Here is a 19,740-nt window from a genome sequence, read left to right as displayed (position 1 = left end):
GTAAGAGTTACACTCGGCTTAAATGTCGAAGGTGAGATTTGTTTTTTGTGGATGAGATATTAATATAAACATGATGTTCCTCTTATTTAAAGTAATCATACCTCATAAAAATATTATATCAATGGTGTTTTATAATTTAAAAATAAAGATATTAATTTAAATTTACTAGTGTGCGTTAATTCCATGTTTTTTTGTGCGTAGCGTGCGTTTTGATACTAAATAATATGCCACAGGAACAAAGTAAAATGACAACACAGTGGTTAATACAGTACCACCTGCGATAGCGACGGCAAACGGAGGCCAAAAACCTCCGCCGGCGAGTATGAGTGGTAAAAAGCCACCAACGGTGGTGATAGTCGTGGAGCTGATATGGCGTGAGCAAGTCATCACAGCGGCAACGATTTTGTTTTTATCAGTGAGGGCTTGCAGTGAATTTAACTCTGATAAAATGACAATGGCGGCATTTATGGCCAGTCCCATTAAGCCCAATAAACCAATGATCACAGTAAAACCAAACGGGTAGCCAGCAATAAATACACTGAGCAAGCCCAGCATTGCAGCTTGCAGGGCGTTTATTAAGATTAGCCCTGTGGTGGTAAATGAATTAAATGACATCACCAGTACGGTGATCAATAACACGACAATAATCCCCACTTGGCCAAGCAATTTACCAACCGCTTCGTTGCGTTTTTGCGACTCACCACCGAGCTCTAATCTGTAGCCATGGGGTAATACAAAGCCTGATTGTGCAATGGTGGCGGTCATTTCATTCAGTACGGTTTGCGGTAATACGCCAGTTGCTAAATAAGCTTCGATAATATTAACACGTTCACCGTCACGGCGAGCGATAGAGCCACGAGAAGGGCTCAGTGTTGCACTGGCAAATGATTCAACCACTAGCGGTTGTGCAGTATCTATTTGGTTTGAACTAGCTGGCGTATTTAACTGCGTACTAAATAGCGAGCTAATATCATCTCGGCGCTTATCTGCAACTCTAACACGTACGGGAACGGTTTCGGTATTATCAATAATACTGCCGACCACGACACCATTGAACTGGTTTTGTAGTTGTGTTGCCATATTACTTAGGCTTAATCCTGCATGAGTCAGCGCTGCTTCATCGGTGTTTAACCATAGTTTAGGCGAGCCCGACAATAAGGTTGGACGGGTGTGGGTTATATCGTTATGAGCAATGAGCTGCGTGCGTAATTGTTGGCCCAGTTCAGAGAGAGTATCTAGGCTTGGGCCATAAATACGCATTTCAATTGGTGCATTGAATGGTGGACCTTGCTCAAGCTTTCTGACTAAAGTTTGTGCGTTTGGAAATGCTTTATCAAGTTGTATTTGCAAGCTTTTTATTAACTCGTTGGCACGTTTAAAGTCGGTTACTTTTACCATCGCTTGCGCATAGTTATTGGCGCCGCGATTACGCTGGAGCATATTATAGTAAAAGCTTGGGAAATTAGTTCCGATCATCCAATCGAGCTTTTCAATGCCTTCAGATTGCCGAATTAGTTGATCCATTTTCTCTATGGCTTGTCGAGTTGATGTAATACTCACATGAGGGGCAAAATGCACTTCAATTTGAAACATATCGCGATCTGAGGGCGGGAAAAACTGCTCGGTGAGTTGTCCTGCCCCAAAAAAACCGGCAACAGGGAGTATAAAGACCAGTAGTAAAGTGAGTATTGGTTTTTCTAGGCTACGTTTTAACGTTGCTTCAAAGCGTTTACTGAGTTTAGGTGTGCGTATACCTTGATAAAAGATACCAGTACGCTGTTCGTTATTGATAAATTGCCCTGCAAATACCACCACTAAAGAGTGTGAAATCAGGTATGAACCAATTAAGGCAAAAATAACACTTAAGGCAATACCGCCAATAAACTCTCCTGCAGCACCTGGCATCAACACAATCGGTGCAAACGCTAAAATAGTTGTTAGAGTTGAGCCAAGCAGTGGAAGCCAAAAATGTGCCACGGCTTTTTCTACTGCGGCTAAAGCTGTTAGGCCTTGTTGGCGAAAGCGCTGAACAGCATCGGTGATGACAATGGCGTTATCAACCATAATGCCCAGGGCCACGACTAAACCGGTAACCGACATTTGATGAATAGGTAAGCCATAGAGCTGCATACTTACTAACGTAAACAATACGGTTAAAGGTAACGCGGTGCCGACAACTAGAGCAGCTTTAAAACCTAAAGTGATAAATAGTACCACTAGAATAAGCACAAACCCCACGGTAATATTGCTGAGTAAATCGGCTAAACGAGTTTGGGTATAACCGCGTTGATCAAAAATATCTTGGAGTAAAATTTGGCTTGGTAAGTCTTGGCTAAAGTTATCGATGGCGACATCAACACGCTTAGAAAAAGTATCGATACGCAAGTTTGGTAACATGCGGATCGCAATATAAATACCGGGTTTTCCATCAATTAATGCAATTTCGTTCACGGGGGTTTTTACTGAGCGAGTAATTTGGGCTACATCAGAGAGTTGATATTGCCCTGCATTTTGATTACTACTTAGTGGAATTGCGCCAATGCGAGCAATCGAGTCAAACGCACCGGTCACTTCAATTTGCATTTGCGATTTGTCATTTGTAAGGGTACCAGCGGCTACTTTTGCATCTGCACCTTGAATAGCTGCATGAATATGCGCTAAAGGAATACCAGCTAAACTGGCTTTTTGTTGATCAACCGCAACTAAAATTTCCTCATCAACTTGGCCAAAAAAATGCACCAACTCCACACCTGAAACATTACGTAATTGATTTTGCAGTTCTTTTGCATAGCGATTAACCGTTGCTAATGTGGTTATATCGTCATTGGCGTTAAGCGATAAGATACGAGTATAAGCATAGCCACGCTCGTCATCCAGTAGCGGTGATGAAGCATTTACTGGCAACTGGTTGTTGACATCACCTAATAAATCACGCATTCGCGACCAAATGGGTTTAACGTTCGTGACTTCGTCTTTTAGCTCAATGGTGATCACTGAGAGCCCAGGACGAGAAATCGACGATAAATGCTTTACTTCAGCTTGGGATTTTAGTTTTTGTTCGATTTTCTCACTTATTTGCACCTCAACTCGTTCAGCACTGGCGCCAGGTAAAGCAGTGGTTACGATAGCGATACGATTAGTTATTCGAGGATCTTCACTGCGCGCTAAGCCACTGATCGCAGCTAAACCACTAACGATAAGTAACGCCACTAAAAGCGCTTGGACACGCCCGTGATTAAATAAATAGCGGATCATCACAGCACCTTGGTTGGTTGATTTGCAACAACATTAACCGAAATGTTGGCCGACAGCTTATGCATGCCATTGGCAACAATTTGCGCACCATTGTGTAATGGGGCGCCAATAAACGCATAGCCATCATGGGCATAATAAAGCTGCACAATGATAGGTTTTAGTACCTTGTTTTTTATTTGATAAACCTGCCAAGTACCGCGCACACCATCGGCAAGGGCATCAAGAGGCACCCAAAAACCGCTTTGTTGCTGATATTGTTGCACTGTTAATTTTGCTAATTGGCCAGCATAAACAACTGCGCTAGTTGGCAAAGAAAAGCGCATTGTTAAGGTTTGTGTATGTGGGTCGATACTCGCTCCTTTACTGATAGATTGTGCAGTAAAGTTTTGTCCGGCAATCTCAATGTCCATGCTATTTTGGATGGTGCTTTGCAGTGTCAGTGGGATCCCCATGCTAACTTGCGCATGTTGGTTTTCGATTAAACGCACAATCGGTGTACTGGCTGCAACAATTTCACCTTGTGAGGCAAAGCGCTGGCCTAAAATACCGTTGAATGGCGCGGTTAAATGTGCCTTTTCAGTGCGGATACTGACTTCATTCAAGCTTGCTGCTATTGCGGCTAGTTCTGCGTTAAGTACAGCGATATTGGTTTTAACTTGGTCAAGTGCCGAGGTGGCAGAGTAGTTCTTTTTATCAAGTTCTGCTAAACGCTTTTTTTCAAGTTCAGCGAAGGTAAGTTGTGCTTGAATTCGTTGTTTTTGCGCCTGGAGTTTTTGTTCTTCGATAACTAAAAGCTGCGTATTTTGGCGTGCAATAATATCGCCTTGTTTTACTTGCTCGCCTTGATCAAAATAAATTTGTGCAATTTTTCCTGGAAATTCAAAACTCAACTTTGCATCGTTTTGTATGATCACTTTGCCACTAAGCGTACGTGTTTGATAATAGCCCGCCTCTTGTTGTACTGTGTAGGCAGCTACATGAACCAGACTTTCGCCGTAACATATAAATGGTGTGAATAAAATGAATGCACTAAGCAGATATTTTTTCATTATAATATCCTTATTTATCGCCATGTTAAATCAGCGTGGTTAGTCAGGTGCATTAAACACAGTTATGCTTTGTGCTAGACGCAGAATGATTTAGAATTGGACTCAAGAGTCTAATTTTGTATAAATATAAATCAATCAAACTAGACTGTCTAGTTTGATTTGAGGTGAAAATGGAAATAACTACCCTAAGTCGGTCAGAACAAAAACGACAACAAATTATTACAGCTGCAACGACCTTGTTCATGGATAAAGGCTTTCCTAATACCAGCATGGATCAAATTGCTAAATTAGCCCAAGTATCTAAACAAACGGTTTATAGTCATTTCAAAGACAAAAATAATCTATTTGTTGAAACTGTAACAGCGCATTGTTCCTCCTCAAACTTACGTAAAGAGCGTTTTGAGCCATCGCAAAGCCTTGAGGAAAACTTACTACGTGTTGTGACTAATTTTATTACACTGGTATTTTCACCCGAGGCATTGAAAGTATACGACACGTGCGTAGCGCACAAGGATGAATACCCTGAGTTGGCCTTATTGTTTTATGACGCTGCCCCTAAAGTAGTGATGCAGCAGGTAGAGGTCTGCTTATGTAGTATTGCACAGGCGGGCTTGCTTGATATCGACAACCCTAAGTTTGCCACGTTACAGTTACTGGGCATGGCCACAGGTGATTGGAAATTACGCCATGCACTTGGGCACGCAAAAATTAATGATGTACCGCCAGCAGCATATATTGAAGATTGCGTAAGGCGGTTTATTAAAATGTATCGCTAAGGCTTTTGAGTAACCACTTACTGCAATATAAATTCATCGATAGGTTGTTTAGTTAATTTACCTATTTGCTTAAAAATGAAAATAATTGCTCCGCCTAATAGCACCATAGTCGGCGCCACAATGACTGGGTAGCTTAACCAAGTCATACGTCCTAACTCTTCGGCATAAGCTGTGGTGCCTGGCATACTAACAACAATACTTTTTGCTAAAAAGTAGTTGAGTGTTGCAGATAAAAAGAACGCACTGGCAACAATAAAACCGGCAAGACGCATTTTTGCATCAAATACCGCGGTGTTGTTTTGTTGCTCTAACGAATGCATAAGTTTATCAATATCAAGCAATTCAGGATTAATTAGTAATTTACGGATCAGCGGATAAGGGGTGTACTGGCTGATCAATACAATCACACCAATAATTGCTGGTACCATCGCTTCTTTAATCGCGATATAAGCTGGGTCAAGTTCAAATAAACTGATACCGCCAGTAAGTAGTACGCTGATAATGCCAAGTACTGAGAAAAAGTTTACTTTGCCTGATTGTTTAAGTTCCCACAAACCAAATAACAGCGGAAAAGCAAGTGCTACCACTACTGCCCATACCGGGCCTAACGTATCAGGTGTACTAAAGCGGCTTAAAATCACCGCAGGTAAAATAATATTAAAAATTATATTACTGAAAAAATTACTCTTCTTTTTTGCCGCTGTCATTATGCATCAATCATTGGTATTCAATACATAAAGTATATACACAAGTTACTTTAAGATATAGACCCGCTGTGTTGCAGTAGTTACAAGTAAGTTTAGGATAATTTGCTTTATGCAGACTGCTTTAATGAATCTGAGATTTCATCACAGTGCTGTTTTAAAATTTCGATAGCCACTTTGGTTTTACCTGCCAAAATATCTCTTGCTGGGGTAATTGCATACACACTGTAGGTTGGCAGTTGCCAGTCAGTGCATAACTCAACGAGTTCTCCTTCTAGCAATAATGATTGTACTTCTGGCTTTGGTAAAATTGCATAACCAACGCCATCACACACTAATTGAATAATACTGTGCATGTTATTAACCACGATACGTGGTTTTGGGAGCGCTTTTTTTTGGCTGTTTAAACTATGCGTTAATGGGTGATCTGCAGTGCAATGCGAGATACGAGTATAATGGTTTAACTGCCAAGGCGACAGTGTGCAATGCTCAGCCAATGGGTGACTTTTATGTACACATAATACGAGTGGCCACTTCGCCAAAGGCCGAGCAACTAAACTTGAATCATCCAGCGGGCCAATCGCTATAGCCAAATCAGCGCCCGACTTTATTATATCAAGGGGTTCGTCAGATAAAGTCAGTTGCACATCAAAATAAGGGTACTGGTTGGTTAATTTTTTAAGCGGTTCACTTAATATTCCGCCACCAAATCCAACCGGTGCTACTAACTTTAATTGACCACTAGGGCTGTTTTGTAAAAATTGCAGCTTTTCACCAGCTTGTTTTGCAGCGGTGAGGATGGTTACACAGCTTTGATAATAAATCTCGCCAGCCTCGGTGAGTGTCAGTTCTCGTGGACTGCGATTAAATAAGCTCAACTTAATATCAAGCTCTATTTGTTTGATTTGTTGGCTAATTGCTGATGTGGTCATGGCAAGATCAACTGCGGCTTTACTCATACTACCCGTTTCAACAATGCGCACAAATACAGTTAATGCGCGAAGTAATTTTGTATTCATTTGGTTAAGTCTTACTTAATACTGTTTTAAGAAAATACACATTGTAGAAAAAGGAACATCTCACTACCATGCAAACGCTAATTATTATCATTTAAACTGCATTTGTCACGGAGAAAAATCATGAACACGGTAAGTTGTAAGTTAATACCGTTAACTAGCGCCATTTTAACCGCGCTTAGTTTATCCAGCTCAATAGTGTTAGCTGATGAAACGAAACAAGATATGGAAGTTATCGTGGTATCAGCGTCAGGTTATGAGCAAATGTTAAAGGACGCGCCAGCAAGCATCAGTGTGATTGATCGCGCAGATCTGGAAAAACGCTTTTATCGTGACTTAACCGATGCAATGACCGATGTTCCTGGAGTTGTGGTTACCGGCGGTGGCGATCGCAAAGATATAAGCTTGCGAGGCATGGCTAGCCAATACACATTAATTTTAGTTGATGGCCAGCGACAATCATCACGTGAAACAAGGCCAAACAGTGATGGACCAGGTGTTGAAGGTGCATGGACACCGCCAATCTCTGCAATTGAACGCATTGAAGTGATACGTGGGCCTATGTCGTCCTTGTATGGCTCAGACGCTATCGGTGGGGTGATAAACATTATTACTCGAAAAACACCCCTGCAGTGGTATGGTGAGCTGCGTTTAGACAGTACAGTTCAACAAAGTAGCGACTCAGGTAATACTAATCAAGGTAGTTTTTTCGCAGCTGGTGGACTTGTCCCAGAATTATTAGGTGTGCAATTATATGGGCAGTTTTCAAAACGTGACGAAGATAACTTTACTTCAGGCTTTAGGGGCAAAGAGCAAAGTAACCTTAAAGCAAAGTTTATTTTAACGCCAAACGATAATCACGAAATAATGCTAGAGGTTGGCAGCGCGCAGCAAAAATTTGAAAACACACTGGGTAAAACAGTTGAACCATTGGCGCCGGGTGAAAGCTGTGGCCGAAGAGGTTGCCCAGAATCATCGACAACAGAGTATGAGCAACAAACTTACTCGTTAACCCATAACGGTTATTATGACTTTGGTAACTCGCGCAGCTATTTAAAATACGATAAGTACGATAATACTTCTCGTGAAATGTTTGTTGAAAACACGGATGCGCAAACCAGTTGGACTTTACCGATTTTTGCCGGTCATAACGCGACGCTTGGTGCAGCCTACTTAAAAGAAGTGCTTGATGATTACACGAGTAATAGGATCAGCGAGTTAACCCATGTAGAAAATAAACAGTGGTCGGTATTTGCTGAGGATGAGTGGAGCACCAGCGACAAATTTAAGCTCACCACAGGTTTGCGTTACGACCACGACGATAATTTTTCAGGCCATTGGAGTCCACGTTTATATGGTGTTTATACCGCCTCTAAGGCTATCACTATCAAAGGTGGTATTTCGACAGGTTTTAGAGCGCCTAATATTCGTCAATCAAATGCAGACTGGGGACAAGTAAGTCGAGGCGGCAATATCTATGGCAACCCAGATCTTAGTCCTGAAAAGTCATTGAATTATGAAATGGGTATTTATTACGATCCACGTGGTGATTACACAATCTCAAGTACGGTGTTTTACAATGAGTTTGATGACAAAATTACGCGAATTGCATGCCCACTTACGCAATGCACGGATGGCCAAAATCAGTTTGGTTCAGATCCGACAACCTATGTAAATGTTGATGAAGCCGTGACTCAAGGGTTTGAATTTTCAGTTTCTTACGACTTAACCAGCGATTTAGGTTTAAGCGCTAATTACACTTATACCGATTCTGAGCAAAAAACCGGGCAATATAAAGGCAGTCCTCTCAATCAGTTACCTAAACATATAGTGCAAACATCGTTAAACTGGCAGCCAAGCGATAAGTTAGGGGGGTGGTTACGTGTGCATTATCGTGGTGAGGAAAGTCAACCAACCACAGGACCTTCACAAAGCAGCCTAATTGCACCTAACTACACGTTAGCCGATGTGGGTGGTAATTATGTTTTGACTAAAAGCGTAAAGTTAGGCTTTGGTATTTATAACCTATTTGATAAAGATATCACTGAGAATGAATATGGTTATGTCGAAGACGGACGCCGTTATTGGGCATCGCTCGGGTGGCAGTTTTAATGCATACCACTTAGTAACCCCTGCTTAGGTTAAGTAATAAGGTCTCAATTGAGGCCTTATTTTATAAATGGAGCTTTATAACTAACTGAAAATATAAATAAACTATTGCTGATGAAAAGTTTCTACTCTAAAGTTAGGGTAGCGTGTGTTTCTATTTCGAAGTTTGCAGCAATGTGTTTGGCTTTTAGGCTAGGCTGAGCTTATGTAGTGTGGTAATTCCCCATAAATAGGCGATAACGCAGCATAACTGGCAAACATACTATGCTCTAAGTGTTAAACCTAAATTGAACAAATTTTAATCCCGAAAGGTCAGTCTCCTTAGTAAGGTAAATATTTAATTACACGCTATAATAATTAACCAATATGAAGTGGTTAGATAAGATTTTTTAGCTATAGCATCTGTCGCTATGCAAAATAATACGAGGTATTTATTTGAATTTCCTTCGAAGCTTCCATGATATTGTATCTGATCAAAGTCAAAGTTTTGACGAGAAAACGCATAGTTTGCTCAAGTTTGGGCTTGATGTATTTAATTTAGATATCGCGATTGTTAGTAAAATTGAACAAAATATTTATACCGTGCTCTACGTTATAACACCTGATAATTCTTTAGCTTCTGGTACAACGTTTGATTTAGAAGGCACTTATTGTGTACATACACTCGCAGCAAATGCCGCGCTTACTTTTCATAAAGCGTCGAGTAGTCGCATTGCAAACCACCCATGTTACCTAAATTTCCAGCTCGAATCTTATATTGGGGCGCCAATAAAAGTCGGTTCAAATGTATTCGGTACAGTTAACTTTTCATCACCGGCTGTATCAACTCCCTTTTCACAACAAGCCCATGACTATGTTGAGTTATTTGCACAATGGCTGGGTGCTGAGTTTGCCCGCAAGATCACCAATGAACAGCTTATTAAAAACAACAATACGCTGTTAAAATTAGAGGCTGTAGCAAATATTGGCACGTGGGAAGTTGATTTACTCACTGATAAAGTCACTTGGAGCGAGCAAACACGACGTATTTACCAAGTTAGTGATAGCTATGTTCCTGATCTTAATGCTGCGACTGAATTTTTTAAAGCAGGAGAAAGCAGAGAAAGCATCGTTAATGCAGTGAACTCTGCAATACAAAGTGGCGAGAAATGGCATCTCGACCTCGAACTTGTTACCGCTAATGGACAGACTTTGTGGGTATCAACATTTGGTGAAGCTGAATTATTAAATGGTCGATGTGTGAGGTTATTTGGTACCTTACAAGACGTGACTGAATCGGTCATGCTTCGCGAAGAGTTAAAAAATAAAAAAGCAGAAGCAGAGCGCATGTTAGAAGATAGAAGCATGCTACTAGCTAAAATAAGTCATGAACTCAGGACACCATTGAACGGCATAACCGGAATGTTAACTACGCTATTAGGTGAGCGCCGTGAAGATAAGAGAGTTGAAAAACTAAAGATAGCTTTGCGTAGCGCGGATATTTTATTGAGTATAATTAACGAAGTGCTCGACTTTTCAAAAATAAACCACGGTGAGTTAAAACTCGAACCAAATCATTTTTTATTAAAAACAATTTTTGTTGATCTTGCTTCGTTGTACATTCCATTGTTTAGAGATAGTAAGGTTGATTTTCAAACAAATATAACGATAGCAGATGACTGTTGGGCTTATTGCGATAATGCTCGGCTGAGCCAAATTGCGTCAAACTTATTAAGTAACGCGTTAAAATTCACTGACGAAGGCTTGGTAAAATTTAATGCTGATGTGAATGTAGTCGGTGATAAATTAGCCTTGCATCTTGAAGTGTGTGACAGCGGAAGGGGGATGACCAACTCATTTTTAGATTCATTGTTCTCACCTTTTACACAAGAAATAGACGCCAAAAAGAGTAAAGGTGGTACCGGCTTAGGCTTGGCAATCGTAAAAGAATTGATTGATTTTATGGGGGGGACAATAACGGTTGATAGTACTTTTAATCAGGGTACGACATTTATCGTGGATATCCCACTTGCAGTCGGCGCCGTACAAATCGAAAATAACCCTCGGGTAAACGTTGTCATAGCGGCAACTAATTTATCGGTTTTAGTTGTTGATGATAACCAAATAAACCGATTGGTACTGGACGCTTCGCTTGAAAAATTAAATATTAAAGCCGATTTTGCAGTTGATGGCGAAGACGCAATTTTAAAATGTAAGCAAAAAAAATACGATCTTATTTTTATGGATTGCGTGATGCCGCAGCTGGATGGACTTGAGGCCACTAAAATTTTGCGAGCGCAACATATTTGTCCTTATGCAGATACCTTAATAGTGGCATTAACTGCAAATACATCATCTACCGATAAAGTTGCGTGCAAAGAAGCTGGCATGGATATGTTTATTTCAAAGCCTTTTAAACTACATTCGATTGAGGAAGCGGTAGTTAATGCTGTAGGAAAGAGCAAAACTAAAGAAATAAGCTAGTTTATTAACAGAGAAAAATAACGTGGCCTAATATTTGTATGTTTTTTAATGTGGTATTTGATAAAACGCACTATGATTAGTTTTATTATCGCAATATATTATTATTTCTTTATAGATCTCAACAGCGATGAATCGTATTCTAAGATACGTTATACACTATTGGGTAATGATTGATTACTTAACTGATGGGTACTGTAAATAAATAATAAAGTCTGTATTTTTACTGTTTGAGGCATGGAGTTGAATGAAAAATAGTGGTGTGATTTGTCTCTCGGATGTACTTGAACTGATGCTTGACGCTGTTTGCGTGGTTGACAAGCAAGGCGTATTTGTTTTTGTGAGCGCGGCTTTTAAAGATATTTTTGGTTATGAGCCTTGCGAAGTAATTGGTAAACCAATGCTCGACTTTGTTTATAAAGAAGATATTGAGATCACGCTTGACGCAGTAAATACGTTATTATCTGGGGGCTCTAAACCGCGCTTTGAAAATCGTTGGGTGAGAAAAGACGGGCGAGTGGTGCATATATTATGGTCTGTCCGCTGGTCTGATTCACATCAGTTCAGAATTGCTGTTGCTCATGATATCACCGAGCGCAAAAAATTTGAAAAGCAATTACAACATATGGTGGGACATGATCAGTTAACTGGGTTGCCCAATCGCATGCTGTTACTTGACCGAATTCAATCAACATTAACGAAAGCTGACCGACAGCAAGTTGAATTATCGCTACTATTTATAGATTTTGATGGTTTTAAAGAAGTTAATGATTCATATGGGCATCAATGTGGTGATCGATTATTACAAGCCATTGCTGCTCGGCTGCAAGGGTGTATTCGAGGATCTGATACTGTTGGGCGTTTAGGTGGCGACGAATTTTTAGTCTTACTTCATGGGATTAGCTTACGCTCAGACGTACATAAAACAGCTGAAAAAATCCGCAAAGAGTGCGAACAAGCTTTTGTGATAGATGAACATTCATTACAGCTTTCAGTCAGTATCGGTATCGCCAGTTATCCTGAAATGGGCGAGAATGAACAACAACTTATTCAACATGCAGATCAAGCAATGTATGTTGCAAAAAATGCAGGGGGTAATCGTATTGTCTAAACACGTTACTCCCCTTTGATCAAAATCAACATTTAGCTTTATAACTAATATTTTTACGTCTTTTTTGGTTTGTTAGTTGCTGTCTTTACTTGTAGACATTGAACTGCCAACCGATGCAACTATCACCAAAAGAATGGCTAACCATTGCCAAAGAGTTAATAACTCGCCTAAAATTATAAAGCCAGCAAGTGCCGCAATAGCGGGCTCTAAGCTCATCATAATACTAAACCCTTGTGCAGGCATATTACGCAGTGCAACCATTTCCAGCGTATAAGGTAGGGCACTTGACATAATAGCAACCAATAAACCTAAAGGGATCACTTCCCAGCTTAGTAGTGCACCACCTTGAGAAATAGCACCATAAGGCACTAATATAAGCGCCGCGACACTCATACCAAGGGCAACAGTCATCCCGCCAGAGCTTTGATTCCCCGTTTTTTTGCCAAATAAGATATAGCCAGCCCAACATGCACCAGCACCCAGTGCCAGAATCACGCCCAGTAGATCGAGACTTTCTTCACCTTTCATATCCGGGAGCAACATTACGATCCCCGATATAGCACAGGCGACCCAAAATAAATCTCGCTTACGTCGCGATGATAGCAGCGCTACCGCTAACGGGCCGGTAAATTCAAGGGCGACCGCAATCCCCAATGGAATACGCGCAATGGCGTAGTAAAAAAAAATGTTCATACCGCCTAAGCATAAGCCATAAACAATAATTGGCATGCGTTGACCCAGTGGCGGAAAGGCGCGCCAAGGTTTAAACACTAAGCACAATATCGTTGCTGAAAAACCTAAACGAAGTGCGGTTGTCCCTTCAGGGCCAATTAATGGAAATAGTTGCTTAGCAATTGAAGCGCCTGACTGAATAGTCACCATGGCAAGTAATACACATATAACAGCAATGAAAAAAGGAGAAATAACTCGAGACATAACGTATAAAAAATGAAAAAGGAAATTATCTGCAGAGTGTACAGATTAATGTAACAATTTAATATATTTGCGATAAATAGCAGCCATTAAGTGATGCAGGCTCACGTATTAAACAATGCGTGAGCCTTTATTTACCTTATGAACTCTATTGTTTTGTGATCCAGAATTACTTTATCTTTAATGGGTTTTTGCTTTAAGCGTTTAGCGATAAAGAAAAACATAACTGAGAAAAGTGTGGCTATAAAATCAACAGAATAGCTTTCGTAATAGGGGAGCAGAGCTAAATTATTCAGGCCTTGAATAACACTCGAGATGGGTAAACATACGGTTAAAATCGATAATGTTATTAAGCCAGTATAGCTTGCTTTGTTAGCGCCTAGTGTAAAGCAGTAGGCTAAGGAAATAAAAAAAACAACATAATAACACTGCATATAATGGTGATTAATGTTATTTATCAGTATGTTACTCCATTTTGCTAACAATAATACTGCAACAACAGCGAGCATGGATCCTAAACACACGCCAATCGTTAACTTTGCCATAATATGTGTGCCGGTTTTATTTGCATCTTTTTTCATTCGTTTGTCTATCCATAATAAGTTGCCTGAATAAAAAAGCAATGCGCCGAATAGTCCCATTATAAAGTAAGCCCAGCGACCCCACTCACCGCCATATGTTCCAAAATGCAGTGAAAAGATACTCGCGACAAAATTGCCCCAGAAGCTTTCTTCACCCTGTGGGTAAGTTGATCCGCTGATCTCTAAAGTATACGGGTTCATAAATAAATAATCCGTATCAGGTCCACGTACCACTGCAGAATCATTACTCATTTTAAATACAGCGGAAGGGGACGCTAAATTCAATCGACTGTAGCTAATATGTATTGGCTCATAGCCTGTAGCATAGCCCTTAGCCGCTAGTATTTGTGTATCAATACGTTTCAGTTCGCTGATGTTATAAGCGTGTGTTGCGGTTGGGGGACGCTCAAATAGTGGTTTGTCACCATAAAACTGGGCCAAACCATCATAAATTAAGTCGTGAAAAGCAAATACAATAACAGTAAACGCAATGATCAAATGAAAGGGCAAACTCGCAACGCCAATAAGGTTATGGCTATCTAACCAAAAGCGACTCGGGCCTTTTTCTTTTCGCAGCGCAAAAAATGTTTTTACCAGTGTTGGTAAAAGGATAATTACACCGGACACCAAGGCTAAAAAATACAGTCCTGCAGCAATACCAAGAATGTAAACGCCAGATTGGTCGTGGCCAATTTCACCAATAAAGCCTGCGGTACGGTGTAGGTAATCGATTAAATCAGCAAGTTTATGTTCTGCTTGATCAGCAATTATCAGCTTTTGATCTTCATCAAGATATGCTGTTTGCTGTTGATTATCTAGGTGCATGCCACGAGCTTGACCTTGTGTATACCACGACAGTGGCGCAGCTGTTGTTAAAAGGTCGAGTTCAAAACCTTTTGCCATTTGCTCAGGATAAACAGTGATGGCTTTGTCGACTAAGCTTTGATAGTTTGTAGTAGTGGGATCGGTAAGTGGTGCAGTAGTTGGCTCTGCCCATTGTTGGATTTCATGTTTAAACATGGTCAAACTACCAGCATAAAAGCCGATGAAAAGTACTAAACCTGCAATGATCCCCGTCCATGTATGCACACCTTGGTAGGTGCGTAAAATATCGGCTCTTACTTTCATAATCCACCCCTTAACAGCAAAAATAAACTATACAAGATAACATTTGCTCCACCGAGTATGAGCCAAGCTTGCCTCGCTGAATTAAATAAATAAGTAAAACTAAAGAGCGTGAGCCATAAAATCGGGATCATCCACATATTAAATTGAACCTTGTCTTGGGCATCAATTCCGCCTGGGCCGTACCAAGCAAAAAAAGCAATCAGAATATAAGCCAGCGCTAAACCCAGCAATACACCAGCTAAACTTTTACCAAGCCAAGTTGGTTGAATTTTTTGTCTTTGCTCAGATGTCATTTCTTAGCCCTTTCACTTTAATTAAGCTTGCAAATGGCATGACCATTAAAGCGAGCATCAGTATTAAAATAATAAAGAAGCTTGCTGCTAATTTAGACAGTGTAGAAAAAGAAATGATAATTGCAGTTATAAACAGCATTAGCGCAAGTGTACGCCAGTGTTTAGAAATAGGTTTAGTAAGTAATCTTTGATGGCGATTACTGCAGTAGAGCACAGTTATAGCAATGAGTAAGATAACAATAACGGTAAATTGAGACATAAGAGCAATAATAGTTTATTTTTAATGCCATTCTAAATGATAAGTAAACTCAATTGCAATACTGTAGTTGATATGGTATTTTTTCGCGCAATTTAAAATGTCTCAAAAAAAGGAAATTATTTTGGCTGCTTTATTTAAACGCAATAAGCTTTCACTGCTTATTGCCAGCGCGCTGTTATTTACTCAAGCTCAGGTATTAGCAGATGATGAGGGTAATCGCGAATCAATCGATACTATCGTTGTTACGGGTGAAAAAATAGCAAAATCACTTAAAGACACTATTACCTCAGTTGCGGTCGTCGATAAGTCGTTATTAGAAAATGGTCAGCTAGCATCTGTTTCAGAAGCGCTTGCAGAAATGGCGAATGTAGTGGTGTTAACGGGGTCAGTTCCTGATATGCGTGGTGTGTCAGGTAACGGTGGAGCAACAGGGTTTAATTCGTTTAGTGGTGGCTCTAAAGCGCGAGTATCAACGTTAGTTGACGGTGTAGGTCAGCCGTTTGTCGCTGATTTAACCGGTGATACTGGTTTGTGGGATATGGAGCAAATAGCAGTGTATCGAGGTCCACAATCAACAAGTAATGGTCGTAATAGCATTGCTGGCGCTGTTTATATGACAACCAAAGCACCGACTCAAGACTTTGAAGGCGCAGTGCGAGTCGGTTACCGCAATCAAGATAGCTACCTTGACACCGCAGCCGTTGTTTCCGGTGCATTAGTTGAAGATGTACTTGCTTTTAGGTTATCGACTCAATATGTTGATGGTGAAACTTACAGTAACCCAACTGTCTATGAAACAAATCCGACAGATCGCGATCTAAATAAATTAAACACCTCAAGCACCCGAGCAAAATTACTTTATACTCCATTTGATGATCTATCAATTCAACTAAGTTATTCAAACTACAGTGAAAAAGGAAATTCTGGTCGTCATTATTATGAAGGTGACAACCCATCTGATTATATACCACTGTTTCAACGTATAATGGATACAGATTCAGATACAACACAAATCGATTTTGAATATAAGATTGATGAGAACTTCTCTGTGGATCTGCTGGTGGCATATATGGATTATCATTGGGCGTTTGATGCTTATGAGCCGCTAGCAACAGCAGAATCTGATGTTACTATGGATGAAAAAAATATTACCATTGATGGTAAATTAAACTTCGGTCTTAGTAGTGATTTTTACTCAGGTTTTATTGGCTTAGCTTATTTCGATCGAGATCAAGATTTCGACAGTACTGGAGCAACAGATTATTTTGGTGATGATAGCAGTGATTCGATAGCTATTTACTCAGAGGCAAGCTTCAACCTAACAGATAAGTTAATAGTAACAGGTGGCTTGCGGGTTGAACATGAAAGTCAACTTCGTAACTTTAACATGGCATTTAGAGGCGATACCTTAGCTGAACAGCTAGATGATTCTAATACTATTAAATTACCTACCTTAGCTATTCAATACAAAGTTACCGAGGCAACTACTTTATCAGCCAGTGCGCGGCGTGGTTATAATTCCGGCGGTGGTGCACTCGACTTTAATGCTGAAGATTATTATTACTATGATGAAGAAACTGTTAATACCTACGAGGTAGGCACACGTAGTGTATTAAATAACGGCGACATTAATATCAGTGCAAATGTCTTTTACAATAACTTTGACGGTTATCAGGCATTAAGTTCAGATCGTAGAATTACTAATATCGATGACGCTCATAGTTATGGTTTAGAGCTTGAGGCTTACAGTATGTTAGGTGAGCAATGGCAGTTACATGCTGGTCTAGGATTGTTAAAAACAAAAATTGACGCATCTACAACGTATTCTGAAGCGGTTGGTAACGAACTTAATTCAGCCCCTTCATTTACAGCCAGTTTAGGTCTGTCTCATTGGTTTACTGACAACCTTAAAATCAATGTCAGTGCAAATTATGTCGATGAGTATTACGGTGATCTTACTAACAGTGAAGAGCGCATGGCAGGTGATTACACTATTACTCGCGCTACAATAAGCTATGACACAATGAATTGGTTAATTAGCGCTTATATTAATAATGCCTTTGATGAACAAGGTTATACCAGTGTAGAGCCTGTAAGTGGCAGGTATCCAACTGGTTATGTCTCTGTAGTTAGCCCACAAACATTAGGTGCTTCAGTTACTTATCGTTTTTAGCTACTCTAAAACCTTAGGCTGTTGCTGTATAAAAGCCTGAGGTTTTTAATCCAGAGATCCGTTAACTTAATTTAAACTTATTTATTTGTGTATTTAAATTAATCGCAACTTGCGCGAGTTCACTAGACGAAGACGAAATTTGTGCGGTTTGCGACTTCGACTGCATACTGGCATCTTGAATACCAGTTAAGCGTTCAGCTATATCTTCGGTTACTTGTGCTTGTTGCTCGGATGCAGCTGCAATGGTTCGGTTTGCATCTGAAATTAAGCGCACTTGGGTGCTTATTTCTTTGAGCATTGAGCCCACTTTTTCTGAGTTTGATACTGCGTCTTTAACCCGCGTATCACTGCTACGGATCCGTTCGGTTACAGCGTTACTTGCAGACTGTAAGCTATTGATTTTTTGTTGTATCTCAACTGTTGAGCTTTGTGTTCTGCTCGCTAATGTCCTTACCTCGTCGGCAACGACGGCAAAACCTCGACCTTGTTCGCCAGCTCGTGCGGCCTCAATTGCAGCATTAAGTGCTAATAGATTAGTTTGTTCAGCAATATTGCTGATCACATTTAAGATCACCGCTACTTCGTTAACTGAAGATTCGAGATCATTTAAATCATTAATTGACTCGGTTAATATTTCAGCAACCGATTCGACAGAATGAATACTCTGATTAACGACATCGATCCCTGCTTGTGTTTTAGCATCTGCATCTCCTGCGTTTTGAGCCGCTTCAGAGCAGTTTTTTGATACTTCTTTGACGGCGGTGGAGTTTTCATATACTGAACTTGAGATCACCTCAATTGCTTGACTCTGCTCGTCATTAAGCTGTCTTGCCTGCTGTGCAATAGAATCTAGCTCGTTTGCAGCAATTTGGGCTTGTTGGGATTGCGAGTTAATTTCTGACAGTAAGGTAGATAGTTTATCGATCATAATATTAAAACTGGCTGATAACTCTGCAATTTCATCGTTACCGGAGTGAGCAATTTTATGCGTTAAATCACCATTGGCGATTCGTTGTGCTTCATTGACTAATAGCGTGGTTGTCTTTATTACGCGCTTCTCAAGCTGTAAGTAGCATAAAATTAAAATAGTGATTATAACTAATACCATCACAATACTAATAAGGCTTAAATTAGCAACACGATTGTTATTATTCATTACTTCTTGCAAGCTGCTGTTTTCTACCGCAGCTAAAAATTCTTGCACCGGTGTCTGTATTTTAGCTACTTCATCCATATATCCCTTATCGGTTAGCAGTCCTATTGCCTGTACCCACTGTTTTGATTCGCTCGTATTTAATAATGATGGTGATTGCCCAGCAAAACTACTTACCAATTGAAAAGCTTGTTCTTCAGTGTTGACTAACTGCAAAGAGAGCGAGTTAGATTTATTTAGCAAAGCAAGTTCTTGTTCATTTACATTAAATTCTTTTAAGCGATCAATATAAGATTTTTTACGACCGTCTAACCAGGGTTCAGTTCCTTCAATTTGATTTACAAGTTCATAGTATTGTTTTTTATAGCTAGGTTGTAGGGTGACAACATATTGTCGGGCGAGTTCTGTTAGCTCGATAGAGTTGGAGGCCGACAGCTTAGCAAAATGACTTAGCTGATAGCGTTGCTGAGCTGATTGTTGACTATCAGATAATCCTGTTTTTAACAGTAATATGATAATGAGTAGCCCTGCTGCAATTGTGATTGCTAGAGCAAAAACAGTTCTTAGCATTAATCTTATTGTCAAAATTGCCTCTGATGCGATTTAATAATAATGCTAAATAACTATAGAATATAATTTCAATTAACTAAAGAATTCATGAATTTTATTTGCAAACTAGGAAGATTTGGATACGCATTAAATTAGTGAGCAGATTGCAAGAGTATGATAAAAGTGACAAC

The 19,740-nt window shown here is 40.0% G+C and carries 13 protein-coding genes; 5 read left to right on the top strand and 8 right to left on the bottom strand.

The genetic code is table 11. The annotated features are described in order from the left end of the window. Positions 1 to 165: 165 nt before the first annotated feature. Complete coding sequence (locus tag FW757_RS11865) at positions 166 to 3,255, bottom strand: efflux RND transporter permease subunit (RefSeq protein WP_182739541.1); 3,090 nt, start codon at positions 3,253 to 3,255, stop codon at positions 166 to 168. After that, positions 3,255 to 4,304 carry an efflux RND transporter periplasmic adaptor subunit gene (locus FW757_RS11860; protein WP_182739542.1) on the bottom strand — a complete coding sequence of 350 codons (1,050 nt, stop codon included), beginning with the start codon at positions 4,302 to 4,304 and terminating at the stop codon, positions 3,255 to 3,257. Before FW757_RS11860 ends, FW757_RS11865 begins: the two co-directional genes overlap by 1 nt. Positions 4,305 to 4,474: 170 nt before the next feature. On the opposite strand from FW757_RS11860, the gene FW757_RS11855 reads away from it, so the two are divergent. Continuing rightward, positions 4,475 to 5,080 (top strand): TetR/AcrR family transcriptional regulator, encoded by a 606-nt coding sequence (locus FW757_RS11855; RefSeq protein ID WP_182739543.1) that lies wholly within the window; start codon positions 4,475 to 4,477, stop codon positions 5,078 to 5,080. 17 nt (positions 5,081 to 5,097) lie between these two features. Here the strand turns inward: FW757_RS11855 and FW757_RS11850 are convergent, their stop codons facing one another. Both FW757_RS11850 and FW757_RS11845 read right to left on the bottom strand, forming a co-directional pair. Beyond that, the gene (locus FW757_RS11850; protein WP_149980025.1) at positions 5,098 to 5,787 is read right to left on the bottom strand and encodes a VC0807 family protein; all 690 of its coding nucleotides are present in this window, start codon (positions 5,785 to 5,787) and stop codon (positions 5,098 to 5,100) included. Between the two features lie 107 nt (positions 5,788 to 5,894). Then, a complete protein-coding gene (locus FW757_RS11845) occupies positions 5,895 to 6,803 on the bottom strand; it encodes a LysR family transcriptional regulator (RefSeq protein ID WP_182717758.1) in 909 nt (302 codons plus the stop codon). A gap of 120 nt (positions 6,804 to 6,923) precedes the next feature. On the opposite strand from FW757_RS11845, the gene FW757_RS11840 reads away from it, so the two are divergent. From FW757_RS11840 to FW757_RS11830, 3 genes are all read left to right on the top strand, one after another. Beyond that, positions 6,924 to 8,912 (top strand): ligand-gated channel protein, encoded by a 1,989-nt coding sequence (locus tag FW757_RS11840; RefSeq protein ID WP_182717759.1) that lies wholly within the window; start codon positions 6,924 to 6,926, stop codon positions 8,910 to 8,912. Between the two features lie 432 nt (positions 8,913 to 9,344). After that, positions 9,345 to 11,372 carry a hybrid sensor histidine kinase/response regulator gene (locus FW757_RS11835; protein WP_182717760.1) on the top strand — a complete coding sequence of 676 codons (2,028 nt, stop codon included), beginning with the start codon at positions 9,345 to 9,347 and terminating at the stop codon, positions 11,370 to 11,372. Positions 11,373 to 11,616: 244 nt separating this feature from the next. Next, on the top strand, positions 11,617 to 12,480 hold the full coding sequence (locus tag FW757_RS11830) for a diguanylate cyclase domain-containing protein (RefSeq protein WP_145234228.1): 864 nt from the start codon (positions 11,617 to 11,619) through the stop codon (positions 12,478 to 12,480). Between the two features lie 72 nt (positions 12,481 to 12,552). Here FW757_RS11830 and FW757_RS11825 read toward each other — a convergent pair whose 3' ends face one another. The 3 genes from FW757_RS11825 to FW757_RS11815 form a co-directional block, all read right to left on the bottom strand. Next, positions 12,553 to 13,416, bottom strand: coding sequence for an EamA family transporter (locus tag FW757_RS11825; RefSeq protein ID WP_182717761.1), 864 nt, complete (start codon positions 13,414 to 13,416; stop codon positions 12,553 to 12,555). 131 nt (positions 13,417 to 13,547) lie between these two features. After that, a complete protein-coding gene (locus tag FW757_RS11820; protein WP_145234223.1) occupies positions 13,548 to 15,122 on the bottom strand; it encodes a PepSY-associated TM helix domain-containing protein in 1,575 nt (524 codons plus the stop codon). After that, the gene (locus tag FW757_RS11815) at positions 15,119 to 15,415 is read right to left on the bottom strand and encodes a hypothetical protein (RefSeq protein WP_145234221.1); all 297 of its coding nucleotides are present in this window, start codon (positions 15,413 to 15,415) and stop codon (positions 15,119 to 15,121) included. Before FW757_RS11815 ends, FW757_RS11820 begins: the two co-directional genes overlap by 4 nt. 356 nt (positions 15,416 to 15,771) lie before the next feature. Here FW757_RS11815 and FW757_RS11810 point away from each other — a divergent pair, with 356 nt between their 5' ends. Further along, positions 15,772 to 17,847: a TonB-dependent receptor gene (locus FW757_RS11810; protein ID WP_446441246.1), complete on the top strand. Its 2,076-nt coding sequence runs from the start codon at positions 15,772 to 15,774 to the stop codon at positions 17,845 to 17,847. A gap of 61 nt (positions 17,848 to 17,908) precedes the next feature. On the opposite strand, the gene FW757_RS11805 is transcribed toward FW757_RS11810, so the two are convergent. Continuing rightward, positions 17,909 to 19,570, bottom strand: coding sequence for a methyl-accepting chemotaxis protein (locus FW757_RS11805; RefSeq protein WP_182784241.1), 1,662 nt, complete (start codon positions 19,568 to 19,570; stop codon positions 17,909 to 17,911). Positions 19,571 to 19,740 lie beyond the last annotated feature (170 nt).

This window comes from Pseudoalteromonas sp. 1181_04 (assembly GCF_052850545.1).
Note: the sequence above shows the minus strand (reverse complement) of the source record. Positions and strands in the feature narration are given on the sequence as shown.

What these genes read in the sequence shown, in the direction of transcription:
- FW757_RS11820 (WP_145234223.1), bottom strand. Translation starts at nt 15,122, where the DNA reads ATGAAAGTAAGAGCCGATATTTTACGCACCTACCAAGGTGTGCATACA.
- FW757_RS11840 (WP_182717759.1), top strand. Translation starts at nt 6,924, where the DNA reads ATGAACACGGTAAGTTGTAAGTTAATACCGTTAACTAGCGCCATTTTA.
- FW757_RS11830 (WP_145234228.1), top strand. Translation starts at nt 11,617, where the DNA reads ATGAAAAATAGTGGTGTGATTTGTCTCTCGGATGTACTTGAACTGATG.
- FW757_RS11845 (WP_182717758.1), bottom strand. Translation starts at nt 6,803, where the DNA reads ATGAATACAAAATTACTTCGCGCATTAACTGTATTTGTGCGCATTGTT.
- FW757_RS11805 (WP_182784241.1), bottom strand. Translation starts at nt 19,570, where the DNA reads ATGCTAAGAACTGTTTTTGCTCTAGCAATCACAATTGCAGCAGGGCTA.
- FW757_RS11850 (WP_149980025.1), bottom strand. Translation starts at nt 5,787, where the DNA reads ATGACAGCGGCAAAAAAGAAGAGTAATTTTTTCAGTAATATAATTTTT.
- FW757_RS11860 (WP_182739542.1), bottom strand. Translation starts at nt 4,304, where the DNA reads ATGAAAAAATATCTGCTTAGTGCATTCATTTTATTCACACCATTTATA.
- FW757_RS11825 (WP_182717761.1), bottom strand. Translation starts at nt 13,416, where the DNA reads ATGTCTCGAGTTATTTCTCCTTTTTTCATTGCTGTTATATGTGTATTA.
- FW757_RS11810 (WP_446441246.1), top strand. Translation starts at nt 15,772, where the DNA reads ATGTCTCAAAAAAAGGAAATTATTTTGGCTGCTTTATTTAAACGCAAT.
- FW757_RS11865 (WP_182739541.1), bottom strand. Translation starts at nt 3,255, where the DNA reads ATGATCCGCTATTTATTTAATCACGGGCGTGTCCAAGCGCTTTTAGTG.
- FW757_RS11815 (WP_145234221.1), bottom strand. Translation starts at nt 15,415, where the DNA reads ATGACATCTGAGCAAAGACAAAAAATTCAACCAACTTGGCTTGGTAAA.
- FW757_RS11855 (WP_182739543.1), top strand. Translation starts at nt 4,475, where the DNA reads ATGGAAATAACTACCCTAAGTCGGTCAGAACAAAAACGACAACAAATT.